We start from the raw sequence: 14,575 nt of genomic DNA on the forward strand, positions 1-14,575 counted from the left end.
AAGTACTGATGCGGGCAATCTACAGTGTTCTTTTCATCCTGTTGCTGAGTGGCTGTGACACCAACGAAGTAGGCGATGTGTCGCTGGGTTTATTTACTACCAAAGACATTAAACTGGATGCGTTTACCGATCCGGTGGTGACCGGTGTGACCTGCCATGTGTCGAGTATTGAGGCCAATCTGGACTTTTCTGATCCGTCAGACAGTTCCATCGCCTGTCGCCAGACCGGTCCCATCACTGCGCAGATGGTGGCGCAGATAGATAAAAGCAAAAATGGCGAGGTACTGTTTACCAAATCCAAGAGTATCTTCTTCAAAAGCATGAAGATAAGACGCATTCTGGATGCCGAGAACCAGACGCTGATGTACGTTGCTTACTCGACAAAAGAGACGTCAGGCAGTTTTAAACACAGCCTGTCGACGGTGCCGTTGTGGGGAACGCAGGCATATCGTAACGTTGCTTCGGTTAACCCGTAACCGGGCTGAGAAAAGGGCGTTGTAACGGGGAGGCTGGCGTAGTGGCGTAAGGAAGGAGTCGTCACCGCGACGCATCGCGGTGACGGTAAACACTCAGCGCTGATACATTGCTGGCTGGCCTTGTGCAGGAATTGTTGACTTAATAAATTCCCGCAAGTCGTTATTGGCCTCTTCCAGATCGGCCCGACGCAGGTACATCATGTGTCCGCTACGATAGCCTTTGAAACTGAAGCGATCAGCCATTTTACCGCTTTCGTCAATGTGCCACATGTTGTACTTCGCATCGAAATAGTTTGTGGCGCCATCGTAGTAGCCTGACTGAATCATCACATTCAGGTAAGGGTTCTCAGCCATTGCCAGACGCAGCTGTTTGCCGGTCTCGTTATTGGTGCGATCCCACGGGTGGACCGGACCGAACATGTTGTATTTGATATCCGTCTTGTAGTTCAGTTCGGTACGAATGTAGTGATTAATCGCCGGCGTGAATGAATGCAGCCATGAGGATAACTCTGCCCAGTAGTCAGGACGAGCGCCAACCTCTTTTTCATCAATGCCTAAATAGCGGCTGTCCAGGCGGCCAAGGGTCTTGCCTTCGTCACGCAGCAGTTCTTTCCAGAAGAACGTGGTGCTGACGTCCAGATTGCTTTGTTCAATCGCTTTTTCAGACAACCCAGAGTAACGCGCGAACTGTTTAACAACCTGCGCTTTACGCTCTGCCGGCAGTGCATTACCCATTGCCAGTGCTGGGAGCAGTTCATTCATGGTAAAGGCTTCCACTTCTGGCAGCACGTCCATCAGATATTTGCTTTGCAGGTCGGCTGGCAGTTTGTTGTGGTACCAGGCTGTGGCAGCAAAGTAGGGCAGACGGTTGGCTGACTTCACCGGGCCAGTACGCTCAATACCAATGTCGGTGGGCGAGACCAGGATCACGCCGTTCAGGTACATCCACTGGCTGTTTTGCAGCTCAAGCGCCAGACCCGACACACGGGTTGTACCGTAGCTCTCACCAATCAGGTATTTCGGTGACGTCCAGCGCTCATGGCGGGTAACAAAGGTATTCAGCCATTCCGCCAGGTACTTGATGTCGGCGTTGACACCAAAAAACATGTCACGCTGCGCGTCTTTGCTGGGCAGTTCGCCGTCTTTGTTCTCCAGCACACGGCTGTAGCCGGTGTTTACCGGGTTAACAAACACAATGTCGGCCACATCCAGAATGGAGTACGGATTGGTTTTTACACCATAAGGCTGTACCGGGTAGCCTTCATCGTCCACATTCAGCGTACGTGGGCCGGTATAGGCAACATGCATCCAGACCGAGGCTGAGCCCGGTCCGCCGTTAAATGACATGATTAAGGGACGCTCTTCACCTTTTTTAACGTCAGTGCGTTTGTAATAAGTATAGAACAGTGTGGCGGTAGGCTCACCTTTGTCATTCCATACCGGCTGCGTGCCGGTGGTGGCGGTGTACTCCACCGTTTTACCCAGAATTTTCGTTTTGTGCTTGGTCACAACGGCGTCATCAATAGGGATCTTGCGCGCGTGCTCATCGGACAGGGCGGGCAGGGCAGTGACTAACAGCATAACTGACAGCAAGGGTGCAAAAAGTCGTAATGGTACAGACGTGATTTTTTTCATTGTTGATGTCCTGTTGGGATATCGTTTTTTAACAAACTCGCTTGTGAGTTTACCCGTCCTGAGTAAAAACGACAGTGTCAGTGAACGCAAATGTTGGGGGATTCGAGGGTTCTTTGAACATGACGTTGATTAACGCCTGAAATCTACAAGTGGGTAAATTATCACTTCAAGAAACAGTACTTAACGTCAGTGTTATAAAATAAAAGACTCTTAATCTGATTGGGTTTGGTGCTATTTCGTTATTGGCGCCAGCTTGTGCTTCAGATTATTTACAGACGTGGCGAGGGAAAATAGTGTTGAACGTTTAAATGTAAATCAGGTTTGGGGATAACAAGGGGGAAATTCCCCCTTGCTAAATACTTGAGTTTTTATGCCTTACGAAATCTTCTTACTGTCAGTAAAGCAAGTGCAAACAGCGCAATTGTGCTCGGAGCCGGAACATCACGTTCGATAACGGCGCCGTTATTAATTGAGAAGTTTAACACTTCAACCCACTGTTCTCTTGTGTCAGGAGAGGAGGCAGCGCAACAGTAGTCATAACCAAGATAGGTAAGCAGTCCGCCATTGTGTTGCCCGGTCCAGACCGAAGTTATTCCGCCACCATTGAATACAGAAGTACCGCCCCAAGAGGACAGTAATGAAGCCGTGTTATATCCATGAGTACTGCTTTCTTCGTCCAGCAAACCGCCTTTTGTAGGTGCGAAAGAGTCGAAGTAGGATGAACCCGATGGTGCCATAGTGGTATCAAAAGAGAATGTTCCGTACCCAAAGTTTGTACCGTAGATTTGATCAAATAAGTTACGTGCGCCGGCTGAACCGCCAAATTGAATGATGTGGCCACCACCTGCAAGGAAAGAATTTACCAGCGACATGTCAAATGAGGCGAAGTACGGGTTTTGCTCGATAATTACGATGTCGGCACTACCTGCAAAAATAGAAGATTGGTTTGTACCCATATACTCTATTGAGTGACCTAAACTGGTGATGCTGGGTATGCCATAAGCACCATCGTTAATATTGTGGTCACCATCAGCGACAGTTATCAGTGCTGCGTTTGCAGAACCAACGAATAGGGCAGAAGCCGCGACTAATTTAATTAACTTCATAAACTTCATTACAACTCTCCAGGCGCAGTTAGCAAAAGGGCTTTTACAATTCCGGTAGCAAAAGCATTTTTCAGGCCATAAATTTAAGTTTATGAATTGTTGTGTTTTTTTGATATCTCTATGCGCCGTACATTGGAAATGTGTAAATTTATCTGACAGGTTTTAACGCACATATTCCTTTCATCTAAAGCACTGATGTTTGCACTGGATTCCGATATACTGCACCGTTACTAGTTTTCATGAAAAGCACGTTTCATCGTGACATTGTCTGTTTAATATGACTACCGACGCACCCAAAAGACTGAACAAATACCTGAGCGATACCGGCGTCTGCTCCCGCCGCGAGGCCGACAAATTTATTGAGCAGAAGCGCGTTACCATTAACGGAAAGCAGCCGGAACTGGGTACCAAGGTACAACCGGGTGATACCGTTAAGCTGGACGGTAAAATTGTTGGTGGCGTAGCCAAAGATAAATCTGACCGGATTTACATTGCCTACCACAAGCCTATTGGCATTACCTGCACCACAGAAAGGCATGTAAAAGGCAATATTGTTGACGCGGTAGGCCATAAAGAGCGTATTTTCCCTATCGGGCGACTGGATAAACCGTCTGAAGGACTGATTTTGCTGACCAGTGATGGAGACATCGTCAACAAAGTACTGCGTGCTGAGAATGCGCACGACAAAGAGTATATCGTCACGGTCAATCAGCCAATCAGTGAGCGGTTTTTATCGAAGATGGCCAAAGGTGTGCCGATACTTGGCACGGTGACCAAACCCTGTCAGGTCAGTGCGCGGGGTAAATTCCAGTTCAGCATTATTCTCACTCAGGGGCTGAATCGCCAGATCCGTCGCATGTGTGAGTTTTTAGGTTATGAAGTCACCAAGCTTAAGCGAACCCGCATTATGCATATAAAACTGGGTAAGCTGCCGCCAGGCCAGTGGCGTAACCTCACAGAGGAGGAGCTCAAGCAGTTACACGCCGCGGTAAAATATTCTAAAAAAACGGCCTGACCGGAACCGGTTATCAACGTACCGATAGCTGGTAGGCACAGATCCCCACAGAGCTTGCCAGATTGAGTGAATCAATGGTGTTGGTGCCGGGGATGGTGAACGCGTCGGCACGCGACATGGCAGCACTGTTGGTTGGCACGCCGCGTGCTTCATTGCCAAACAGATAGCAGTCGTACTCAGCAAAGTTGGCGCAGTTAATTGCCTCACCGTCCAGATCCAGACAGGCAAACCTGTTAAAGCGTTGTGGTAACACATCAAGGTGAACATCAGTTTCAATCGGCAGGTGAAAAATAGCCCCCATGCTGGCGCGAACCACTTTACTGTTGAACGGATCGACACTGTTGGGGCTAAGCAGCAAACGAAAGCCGCCAAACCACGCAAGGGTACGAATGATTGTGCCCAGATTGCCGGGATCCTGTACCTCATGCAGAAAGATACAGCGCTCATGTTGTGCAGCATCGGCAGACCGGTCTTTGGCCGGCAGTGGCACACACGCAACCAGTCCCTGCGGGGTCTTGGTATCACTTAATTGCGCCATTTGTTTATCGCTTACTACCACCAGATTAAAACCGGCATTAAGTTGCCTCGCCCAGTCCTGTCGCGCCTCGGTCAGGTACAGGGTGATGTTGCGGGCATCATTGCTACAGGCCTTATGCAATTCCATGATGAGGTGCTCACCTTCAACCAGGTAATAACCAAATTCTGCACGGTACTTTTTTTGGTGCAGTTTTTTCACGTCATCGAATTTCATTTTCACTGGCCTGCTACAGGTGAGTTTTGCAATTTACGCGGGCAAGTTTACAATAATCGCCCTTTTGGTGATACCGGAGCAGGCGAACTTCATGGCGCGATCAAAAACCAGTAAGAAGTGGATGGAAGAACACGTAAACGATCCCTATGTGAAGAAAGCGCAAATGGATGGTTACCGCTCCCGGGCCAGTTACAAGCTGATTGAAATTAACGAAAAAGATGCACTGTATCGCCCTGGTAGTGTCGTGGTGGATTTGGGCTCTGCACCCGGCGGCTGGTCACAGATTATTGCGCCGGTGGTCGGCGAAAGCGGCCGTGTCATCGCGTCTGACATTCTGCCCATGGACTCCATCATTAACGTTAAGTTTATTCAGGGTGACTTCACCGAAGAATCCGTTTACGAAGCGATTTTGCAGGAACTGGATGGCGGTCAGGCTGACACCGTTGTGTCAGACATGGCACCAAACTTAAGTGGTGTGAAAAATACCGACCAGTATGCAGCGATGTATCTGGTTGAGCTGGCGCTGGATATGGCGCGCAACGTGCTGAAGCCCGGCGGTAGCTTTTGTGCCAAAGTCTTTCAGGGCGTAGGGTACGATGAATATCTGCAGGACGTTCGCCGTTCATTCGACAAGGTCATTGTGCGTAAACCTGCAGCCTCCCGACCGCGCTCGCGGGAAGTCTATCTGGTGGGGAAAGGCTTTAAAGGGTAATGCGGCCAGCGGTTACCTGGTCGTGACAACAGCAGGCGGGGCTTATCTCCCGCCTTTTTTCATTCGCTTGCTTTGTGCTTCACGTTTTTCTGTGCGTTTCTCTTTGCGATCGCGTTTGTCCGGCGTGAGTGAGCCTTCTTTAAACCGCTGCTTGCGTTTGGCTTTTGCCGCGGCTTTTCTTTCTGCCTCGGCAGCCATCTCAATTTTTTCCTGCGCAACCATGTCAGGGGTTTCCAGGCTTATCCGGCCAAGCATGCCTGACTGCAGTTCATTAATCAGCACCTCGCAAATCTTATTCAGATTTACCCGGCCGCCGCGCATCAGTGCGCCCCGTTGCCGGGCCGCGGCTTCCAGAAATTCCAGTTCGGTATCGGGTAACTCATCCAGTTTGAAGCGGGCTTTCATGAGTTCCGGATAGGCCTTAATCAGGTAGTCTGCCGCAAAAAAGCCAACGTCGTCATATTCCATCGCGGTATTTTTTACCGCGCCTGATGCCGCCAGGCGGTAGATAGAGTGCGGGTTTTCGATTTTCGGCCACAGTACGCCCGGTGTATCGTACAGTACGATGCCACTACCCAGATTAATGCGTTGCTGGCTTTTGGTGACAGCAGGTTCATTGCCAGTTTTTGCAATGGTGCGGTCGGCAAGAATGTTGATCAGCGTTGATTTACCGACATTAGGGATGCCGGTGATCATAGCGTTGATTGACTTTACCGACGCCGCTTTGCGGGCACAATGCTCACGCACTAACTGGATAATTTTTTTGCTGTCGGTCGGTTTATCGTTAGACGTGGTGATGGTGAATACACCGCGCTGGCTTTCGAGTTCATCCTGCCATTGCTGCGTAATGTCAGGATCAGCCAGATCAAACTTATTAAGAATTTTCAGGCAGGGTTTATCACCGCGAATCTTGGCAATTTCGGGGTTCTCACTGGAGTAGGGGATGCGGGCATCCAGCACTTCAATCAGAATATCTACCTGACTTAATGATTCTTTTATTTCTTTCAGGGCTTTGTGCATATGCCCCGGAAACCACTGTAAGGCCACGTTAACTTACCTTAAATGCTTACTTTTTCACTATTCTATCGCATTGTTCGGCGGTTAGCGTCACCAATTAGGGAGGATGCCAAGAAGCCGCAGCTTCCGGCTGTCACAGACTTACTTTGCTGTTGACCAGTGCAAGTGTGCGATTTTCCACTTGCCTTCATGTTTTGTCAGAACCGCCGTTTCGTACGAGCGATATGTTTTTCCTGATTCAGTGGTATTTTCAGACACCGAGAGTGATGTAGCTGAATCGCCATACTCGGTTACTGTGTGCTCAAGGAGTTTTGAAGACAAGCTGCTGACATATTTCATATCTGACAACATATGGTGAGATGCGTATTCCTGTGCGCTTCGTTCAATACCACCACCCTCAACAATCATGACATTTTCTGACAGTAATGATTTTGCAACGACGTTGTCCTGCTCCTTTAACGCCTTATGAAACGACATTATTACCTGACCCGGTGCAGTCTCGCTGCCAGATAGTTTAGACTCGTGCTCCCCGGCTTCGTTGCCATGAGCCAAAAGGGTGGGTGAGACGGCAGTCAAGATACATGCCACTAACAGTTCCCGCATTTTTATTCTCCTAGTTAAACTGGGGGCCCACAACACTGGTTAATACCGAGGTGATTAACAGCAGCGCAAAGGCTAAAAGTATTTCAATATTAATAGAGCGTTTCAGTTGTGCTTTGTCGTCGGCATTCTGCATAGCCGGAACCAGAATAAAGCGGTGCCGTGCTGCCAGTAACAGTAATAAGCCGACAATCAGCAATTTACTCAGAAAGGTAAGGCCATATTGTGACTGGATCAGATCGTCTGGTGACGTAAACAGGGAGTACGCCATATAAATACCGAGCAGGACTAATGTCGTTACCAGGTAACCTGCAATCCTGCCAAAGTCAGTCATTATTGTTTTTGTGTCTTCTGCGCTGAAGTGCCGACATACCATTTTCAACGGTAATAAAGCGCCAAACCACCAGCCCATAATGGCAATATGCGTCGCCAGTATCAGCTTATCAGTGGGGCCTTTTTCTGCAATGTGACCAATGAGCGTGAAGCTATAAAGGCCATAAATTATAATGACAGTCATTATTGCTCGTACGGCAAGCAATGGTATTTGCTTCATTAAAGCCCCAAGCAGTAAGGCGATCGCAATTGCAGACATCAGCATTCTGGCCAGCGCGACATCACCCACCGGCGAGTCCCACATCACTTCAAGCATGATGGGATCAAACGCCCCTTGCAAGCCGCTTTCAGAAAACGCGCCGGTCTTGGCAAAAAACCATGCCGCAGAGGCAAAAAGTGAGAGCACCAGCACAGGAACCAGATGGTAAACGACATGGTTGCAAAAAGCCCGATTCTCAGCAGGCTTGTGCATTAAAAAAGCAAAACCAACAATGCTCGCAAAGCCAAAGTAGAAAATGGCTTTGGAAACAACGATGGATGCTTTCCAAAGAATCAACTCCATGGGGTTAGCTTAGTGAACCATAAAAGAAAACGACGCTTTCATTTTATGGCCATCTCCGCCCATTGCTATCCACTCAACCGTATAGGTATCTGGCTTTAAGTCTGTCAATTGCCAGGTATAAACGGCCTGCTTCTCAGCGGTTGGTCGGAAAGCAAAATCGACCTCACCGGTTTCATTCCCTGTTATGCTGACTTTCATTAGTCGCAATGGCTTGGAATAGGTTAATGTTAGTTGTTCAGGAGAGCTCATCAACATGGCATTGTCTGATGGTGAGCTGCTTTCCAGCTTAACGTCACCGTGTGCAATCGCGCCAGCACTGAACATGAGTAATACGGCGACCCCAACATTCATAATGTTTCGCATTGTTACCTCTTTTCTGATTATTGGTCTTTAAGCCACTGTGGTGTGGACTGAAAGTATGGGTGAACTCGAGTATCTACTTGTTACCAAGAGCCTGTAACTAAAACCGCGTCAATGATACGCAAATTTGATGTTGATTTCTTGCTTTTAAAGTGAAGGCTGCCCGTCGCTTCGGGGGTGCCACTAGATATCTTGTGATGGGGATATGCTGGAGTTCCTATCACTACCACTAAAGGCGTCGATGACCATGGTTGCCATGCCATTCAAAATGGTGGCGGCAACGCTTACAAAATCCAGTGCCTCATTCCTTCGCACGGTCCCGACTAGAAGAGTGGGTATGGATTACTTTCCACTCGTCGTCGACCTTTTTGAATAAGAATGTCTGAAACCCCGTTTTATTAAACTTTTTGCCAGATTTTCGTACTTCTCCTTTAACCACGGTATCTGCTAACGCCCAGGCAAAATCGCCTTCAACGTTAATGTCGATATTATTAAATTCAAGTTCCAGAAACACCAGTGCATCTTTTTCTGGCTCAACATGGTGCTCGACGAGGTCGTTCAACCCTACATTTTGACCACCAGACTCGATATAACGCGCACCTTTAAAGTCCAGAAAATGCTCTCTAAACGGCTTTCCATCACCATTTTCCCAACCATAATCTATCTGGCTGATGATGTATTTAATCTGAGCTTCATCACTGTGATGTGTTTCCTCATGCGCAATTCCACAAAATGAAGTTGTTAAGAGTAAGGTTGTGGCTATTTTCTTAAACATGTTTGTTTTCCTTTAGTAAGCCTTATCAATATGGACAATATTCCTGATTTCTCAGCACTTTTTACTACAATTGTTTTCATGCCTTAACATTAGCAAACTACTTTGAGCGCAATTATCCAATCATAAGCCCTGAAGCTGCATATTATAAATTCTGGCAATAAGCCAACCCAATATACCAGCCAGAAAAGCCCAAAAAACGCCTCCTATCAATACACCCAATACCGACATATGCCAGCCCATAGCTTGTAAGTCAGTGTGTAACATTTTACCTGTCATATCAGACATCATGTTCGGCATCGCTATTACAAATATGGAGCAAACGATCCATACAATGCCAAACGCTGCCGCACAGGCTATTGCAAAAGCATTTTCCTGAATTTTCATCTAATACCTCCTAAATCTGAGAACAATAAAGCGGCCGCACTTAGTGCGGACACTGAGTGAAATGCAAGACGCTCCAGATTTATTTTTTCTTCTTATGCGCTCCCGGTGGGACAGTGTGACAACTCCACGCTTTGTGCGTTGAGTTGTCTTTAATATTCTGGTCGACAAACTGGTAATAACCCTCCTTCGAGTGAGTCCACCAATCGTTGTGAAGGTCGGCACCGTGTCTTCGTATGACCTCTTCAATACCATCTAAATTTATATGAGTTGCATCGTATGCCAGGTGAATAACGCCCTCTTTGATGTTGTAACTCACCTCATCAATGCCAAAGAGCTTATCTATCTCTTCAATTAGGGCATCGCAATTCGCCTCATTGACATTACTGAGCCGTAAATTACGAATGACTAAGTTGACTTCTTTTACACCTACTCTGTGCTCTAAATCACTCATTGTCTTTTCCCGTATATTAGTGTGAATGTATATCAGGCATGGGTGATTGAGCACCCGTCATTTTCGACATCATCACTTCCATCATCTTAAGATGCTTTTCTGCCATATCAATTTGGCTTTGCATGGGTTGTCCTTCCATTTTTTCGTGCATCATCTGCTTGTTCTTCCCTGACATCGCCACTTTCATGTGCATTTCGGACTTATCAGAATGTTGATTTTTATGTTAGTCCATACTCTGTGAGGGCACCGCAGCAGCCATTAATAATGAAGTTGAAAAAATGATTGATTTAGTGAGTTTTTTCATGGCTTTCACCTTTTAATTTAAGATTGAGGATTGGGATCCAGCTTGGGGTTGTATTGATATAGTTCAGGTACTCTTCGCCAAATTCAGCAATAACTATAGCTTCTTCACGCTTAGCCAGTTTTACATACACAACAACTAAAATTGGAAACATGACCAGTGTGGGAATGGTTGGCCATTGCAACAAAAAGCCGAACATGATCAGTATGAAAGCTAAGTATTGAGGGTGGCGACACCGCGCATACCATCCAGTTTTTGCTAGCTGATGGTGTTTCTGAGCGTGGTGCAGCACATTCCATGCTGAGGACAATATAAAGAATCCTGCAACAATAAATATCATGCTGGCGATATGAAACGGGTCCCAGTGGGCGTCACCATCAAAACCAAAGAAAGTGTGTAAAAGGTGACCATTTTCGTGAGCGTAAAAGTTCACTTCCGGATAGGTTTCAGCAAGCCACCCTGACAAGAAATAAATAGTGAGTGGGAAGCCATACATTTCGGTAAACAGGGCTACAATAAAAGCAGAGAATACCCCCAGGCTTCGCCAGTCGGTGGAAGATTTTGGCTTTACAAAACTGAATGCAAAAAAGATAAAAATAGCTGAGTTGAGTATCACCATTGACCATAAGCCATAATCATATGTGTCATTCATCTCGGTTGTCCTTTTTAAGTGATTCCTTTCGGCCTTCCTCCAACCCCTGAATGTATCCATCACGATACGCCGAGTTTTTATCACTCAATTCCTGAAAACTTTTCTGCTTGCTGTCACTGTCGCGAGAATGTTCGTGGGCGTGACCGTGTTTACCGTGGCTACTGTGCATGAAGATATGCATGAATGGGCACAGCAATAAAATCAAATAGGGAAGAAACTGAAGGACATGATGACCATGTTCAAAAATTAAAAAATAAGTAACGGCAGCGATCATCGCTAATGCTGCCCACCCTGTAGGTGTTGACCAAAATCTGGGGTGACTGTTTTTCATGACTCCTCCTATACCACCGTAAGAACACCTCGATACATCTGCATCTGGCAGTGAAAGACGTGTTCACCCTGTGGGACGTTTTCGAGGCGTATTGGTGTTAGCTCATTCAGTGTTAGTTGCTCACTGATATTTAATGAAGGGATTAGCAGTACCTCGGAGCAGGGAGATTCATCTTTGCGCAAAAAGTTCAGCGTAACCGGTTGGTTTGCGCTTACCTGAATTGAGGCTGGTGAGTACACGCCATTTTTTACTTCTATGGTTATTTCATTGCTGTCAGTGACGGTCTGATCAGGCTTGTACAACCAAAACCACCAAATAATCAGTGCGATAACCGCAATTCCGGCAATATTAATTATCATCATAAGAACGCTCCTTAGTGGTCTTTTGCTTTGAACAAACGAAGCCGGTTCGCATTCGACACCACCGTTAACGAAGAAAATGCCATGGCCGCTCCGGCAATAACCGGGCTTAACAACACACCGAAGAAGGGATAGAGCACGCCAGCGGCGAAAGGTATACCTGCAACGTTGTAGATAAAGGCACCAAACAGGTTTTGCTTAATGTTGAGCAACGTGGCCTTACTGACCGCTATTGCATCTGCCAGTCCGTGCAGCGAGCCGCGCATTAACGTGATGTCGGCACTTTCAATGGCAACGTCTGTCCCTGTACCGATGGCAAAGCCTACATCAGCCAGGGCAAGAGCCGGGGCATCATTAATGCCATCGCCCGTCATGCCAACAACGTCGCCCTGCTGCTGGAGTTCCTGTACTTTGTTGGCTTTATCTTCGGGCAATACCTCAGCAAAAAATTCGCTTATCGCCGCTTTCTTTGCCACGGCAGCAGCCGTTTCTTTGTTATCCCCCGTTAACATGATGACCCGGATACCATTGGCCTGAAGGCGCTTAATGGCAGAGACAGAGTCAGGTTTTATCGGGTCGGCAACCGCTATGATGGCCGCGAGTTGTCCGTCGACAGCAAAATACATCGGTGTTTTGGCCTCTTTGGCCAGAGCTTGTGCTTTTTCTGAATAATTACCTAAGTCCACCTTTTTCGTTGCCATAAGTTTGCTGTTGCCAAACAACAAGGCTTTTTCTTCACAACGCCCTTCAACCCCCATTCCGGTAATTGCGTTAAACCCTTCGGTTTTCAGCAGTTCGATGTCCTGGTCGTGGGCACTTTCTACAATTGCCATTGCCAACGGATGTTCTGAACCACTTTCCAGGCTGGCTGCTAACTGCAACACGGATTTTTCGTTACTGGCATTGGCTACAATAATGTCAGTGACTTTCGGGGTGCCTTCCGTAATGGTGCCGGTTTTATCCAGTACCATGGCAGTGATTTTTGATGCCGTTTGTAGCGCTTCGCCGTTGCGAATGAGTACGCCGGCTTCCGCGGCTTTGCCAACCCCTACCATCACTGACATCGGGGTGGCCAAACCAAGCGCACAAGGGCAGGCAATGATCAGTACTGTGGTGGCTGAAACGATAGCGAAGGCCAGTGCGGGCTCAGGTCCAAAATTCAGCCATGCCAGTGCACTGAGCACCGAAATGATCATCACCACAGGCACAAAGTAAGCGGATATCACGTCGGCTAAGCGCCCAATGGGCGGCTTTGAATTTTGTGCCCGTTTAACCATTGCAATAATTTGCGCCAGCGCGGTGTCTTTGCCTACTCGCGTTGCTTTGAACAGAATCATTCCAGACTTGTTGAGAGTTCCGGCAACAACTTCATCGTCCTGTGCTTTTTCAACCGGCATGGGTTCGCCGGTAAGCATGGACTCGTCAATTGACGTGTGGCCTTCGACAACGACACCGTCTACGGGCACTTTCTCTCCGGGCCTGACCTTGATGACATCGTTCAGAAGCACTTGCTCGATAGCAATCTGGACCTCTTTATTGTCGCGAATGACCGTGGCGGTTTTCGCCTGTAATCCAATCAAACGTTTAATTGCCTCTGAGGTTTTTCCTCGCGCTTTCAGTTCCAACGCAAGCCCCAAATCTATTAACCCGATGATCATGGCAGTGGCTTCAAAATAAACATGCCTGGCCATTAATGGGAAAACGTCAGGAATAAACACTACCAGCATGGAATAGATCCAGGCTGTGCCGGTACCCAGTGCAATTAGCGTGTCCATATTGGCTGAATGGTTCTTCAGGCTGTTCCATGCTCCAACATAAAAATGCCTGCCTGAAAAATACATAACACCAAGAGTCAGTAATCCGACAACAAGCCATGCCCCACGCTGGAAGGTTGTTTCTACCGTCATTTCGCCGATTAGGAGACCGTAAATCATAAGTGGAATGCCCAGTGACAAAGCAATCACGGTGTCTCTGATCAGCTTTTTATAATATGCCCAGTCAGCAGCTTCCTTTTCGTCTAGCGCGTCGCTACCAGGCGAGTCGCTAAGGGCTTTTGCGTTATAACCCGCAGACTCAACGGCGGTAATCAGGGCTTTTGTTTCTGCTGTACCTGAAACCAGTACCGTCCGGTCTGCAAAGTTCATTTCGGCACGTTCAACGCCCTGAACATTTTTTAGCGCCGTTTCTATTTTGCCAACGCAACTGGCACAGCCTGCACCTTCAATTATCAGTTGTTGTTCTGTAGTGGGTTTATTCATCTTACGCCTCCCCGCTACCAGTGTTATCAACGTTTTCAATCAGATGACATACCATATGAGAGGTAGGCGCTTTGTCTGCCATTACCTCCCACTGCTTCAGAGCGCTTTTCATCCTTTTTCTCAGTTGCAACATTTCCTGAAATTGTTTTTCAGTTTCATCTAATCGCGCTTTAATAAGTTTGCGAACCAGCGGACAGGCGGTCTTTCCATGATCTGCCTCTTGCAGGATCTGCTCGATATCTTTGACGGAAAAGCCCAATTGCCTGGCACTCAGAATGAACCGAAGCCTTGATTGATCGCTGTTTGAATAGAACTTATAACCGTTGTCCGATTTGCCGGGTGTTACCAGTCCTAAACGCGTGTAATAACGCACAGTATCGGCGGTTGTCGCTAGTAACGTGGCAATTTCATTAACTGTCATATTTGCTCCGCAGTTATTTAAAATGGGTAATCTCAATGTATAGCGTAAAACTGTGTCTGACTCACAGGTCAAGGCT

19 protein-coding genes are annotated in these 14,575 nt (G+C 47.4%); 3 read left to right on the top strand and 16 right to left on the bottom strand.

Features of this window, described 5'->3' with window-relative positions; translation table 11 throughout:
* Positions 1–8: 8 nt before the first annotated feature.
* Positions 9–476, top strand: coding sequence for a CreA family protein (locus tag AB1N33_RS14270; protein ID WP_411272239.1), 468 nt, complete (start codon positions 9–11; stop codon positions 474–476).
* 93 nt (positions 477–569) lie between these two features.
* Here AB1N33_RS14270 and AB1N33_RS14275 read toward each other — a convergent pair whose 3' ends face one another.
* Both AB1N33_RS14275 and AB1N33_RS14280 read right to left on the bottom strand, forming a co-directional pair.
* Entirely contained in the window at positions 570–2,111 is a 1,542-nt protein-coding gene (locus tag AB1N33_RS14275; protein ID WP_411272240.1) for a S10 family peptidase, read from the bottom strand.
* A 368-nt stretch (positions 2,112–2,479) separates the two neighbouring features.
* Entirely contained in the window at positions 2,480–3,226 is a 747-nt protein-coding gene (locus tag AB1N33_RS14280; protein ID WP_411272241.1) for a PEP-CTERM sorting domain-containing protein, read from the bottom strand.
* A 268-nt stretch (positions 3,227–3,494) separates the two neighbouring features.
* Here AB1N33_RS14280 and rluF point away from each other — a divergent pair, with 268 nt between their 5' ends.
* Positions 3,495–4,232: a 23S rRNA pseudouridine(2604) synthase RluF gene (rluF, locus tag AB1N33_RS14285; RefSeq protein ID WP_411272242.1), complete on the top strand. Its 738-nt coding sequence runs from the start codon at positions 3,495–3,497 to the stop codon at positions 4,230–4,232.
* A 13-nt stretch (positions 4,233–4,245) separates the two neighbouring features.
* Here the strand turns inward: rluF and AB1N33_RS14290 are convergent, their stop codons facing one another.
* Entirely contained in the window at positions 4,246–4,983 is a 738-nt protein-coding gene (locus AB1N33_RS14290; protein ID WP_411272243.1) for a TrmH family RNA methyltransferase, read from the bottom strand.
* Between the two features lie 91 nt (positions 4,984–5,074).
* Here AB1N33_RS14290 and rlmE point away from each other — a divergent pair, with 91 nt between their 5' ends.
* Positions 5,075–5,695, top strand: coding sequence for a 23S rRNA (uridine(2552)-2'-O)-methyltransferase RlmE (rlmE, locus tag AB1N33_RS14295; RefSeq protein WP_411272244.1), 621 nt, complete (start codon positions 5,075–5,077; stop codon positions 5,693–5,695).
* A 42-nt stretch (positions 5,696–5,737) separates the two neighbouring features.
* Here rlmE and ylqF read toward each other — a convergent pair whose 3' ends face one another.
* The 13 genes from ylqF to AB1N33_RS14360 form a co-directional block, all read right to left on the bottom strand.
* Positions 5,738–6,742 carry a ribosome biogenesis GTPase YlqF gene (gene ylqF / locus AB1N33_RS14300; protein ID WP_411272245.1) on the bottom strand — a complete coding sequence of 335 codons (1,005 nt, stop codon included), beginning with the start codon at positions 6,740–6,742 and terminating at the stop codon, positions 5,738–5,740.
* A 111-nt stretch (positions 6,743–6,853) separates the two neighbouring features.
* Positions 6,854–7,315 (bottom strand): YybH family protein, encoded by a 462-nt coding sequence (locus tag AB1N33_RS14305; RefSeq protein WP_411272246.1) that lies wholly within the window; start codon positions 7,313–7,315, stop codon positions 6,854–6,856.
* Positions 7,316–7,325: 10 nt separating this feature from the next.
* Positions 7,326–8,207 carry a CopD family protein gene (locus AB1N33_RS14310; RefSeq protein ID WP_411272247.1) on the bottom strand — a complete coding sequence of 294 codons (882 nt, stop codon included), beginning with the start codon at positions 8,205–8,207 and terminating at the stop codon, positions 7,326–7,328.
* Between the two features lie 9 nt (positions 8,208–8,216).
* A complete protein-coding gene (locus tag AB1N33_RS14315) occupies positions 8,217–8,570 on the bottom strand; it encodes a copper resistance CopC family protein (protein ID WP_411272248.1) in 354 nt (117 codons plus the stop codon).
* Between the two features lie 298 nt (positions 8,571–8,868).
* A complete protein-coding gene (locus tag AB1N33_RS14320; RefSeq protein WP_411272249.1) occupies positions 8,869–9,342 on the bottom strand; it encodes a YybH family protein in 474 nt (157 codons plus the stop codon).
* A gap of 120 nt (positions 9,343–9,462) precedes the next feature.
* Positions 9,463–9,726 (bottom strand): DUF5676 family membrane protein, encoded by a 264-nt coding sequence (locus AB1N33_RS14325; protein ID WP_411272250.1) that lies wholly within the window; start codon positions 9,724–9,726, stop codon positions 9,463–9,465.
* 79 nt (positions 9,727–9,805) lie between these two features.
* Positions 9,806–10,177 carry a cation transporter gene (locus AB1N33_RS14330; RefSeq protein WP_411272251.1) on the bottom strand — a complete coding sequence of 124 codons (372 nt, stop codon included), beginning with the start codon at positions 10,175–10,177 and terminating at the stop codon, positions 9,806–9,808.
* A gap of 16 nt (positions 10,178–10,193) precedes the next feature.
* A complete protein-coding gene (locus AB1N33_RS14335; RefSeq protein ID WP_411272252.1) occupies positions 10,194–10,364 on the bottom strand; it encodes a hypothetical protein in 171 nt (56 codons plus the stop codon).
* A gap of 100 nt (positions 10,365–10,464) precedes the next feature.
* Positions 10,465–11,130, bottom strand: a complete 666-nt coding sequence (locus AB1N33_RS14340; protein WP_411272253.1) for a methyltransferase family protein — start codon at positions 11,128–11,130, stop codon at positions 10,465–10,467.
* Positions 11,123–11,461, bottom strand: a complete 339-nt coding sequence (locus tag AB1N33_RS14345; RefSeq protein WP_411272254.1) for a DUF2933 domain-containing protein — start codon at positions 11,459–11,461, stop codon at positions 11,123–11,125. The genes AB1N33_RS14340 and AB1N33_RS14345 overlap by 8 nt, the downstream gene beginning before the upstream one ends.
* A gap of 8 nt (positions 11,462–11,469) precedes the next feature.
* On the bottom strand, positions 11,470–11,823 hold the full coding sequence (locus AB1N33_RS14350; RefSeq protein WP_411272255.1) for a cupredoxin domain-containing protein: 354 nt from the start codon (positions 11,821–11,823) through the stop codon (positions 11,470–11,472).
* An 11-nt stretch (positions 11,824–11,834) separates the two neighbouring features.
* Positions 11,835–14,078, bottom strand: coding sequence for a heavy metal translocating P-type ATPase (locus AB1N33_RS14355; RefSeq protein ID WP_411272256.1), 2,244 nt, complete (start codon positions 14,076–14,078; stop codon positions 11,835–11,837).
* Between the two features lies 1 nt (position 14,079).
* Positions 14,080–14,499, bottom strand: a complete 420-nt coding sequence (locus AB1N33_RS14360; protein WP_411272257.1) for a MerR family transcriptional regulator — start codon at positions 14,497–14,499, stop codon at positions 14,080–14,082.
* Positions 14,500–14,575: the final 76 nt, after the last annotated feature.

This window comes from Alteromonas nitratireducens, assembly GCF_040812025.1.
GTDB classification, from domain to species: domain Bacteria; phylum Pseudomonadota; class Gammaproteobacteria; order Enterobacterales; family Alteromonadaceae; genus Alteromonas; species Alteromonas nitratireducens.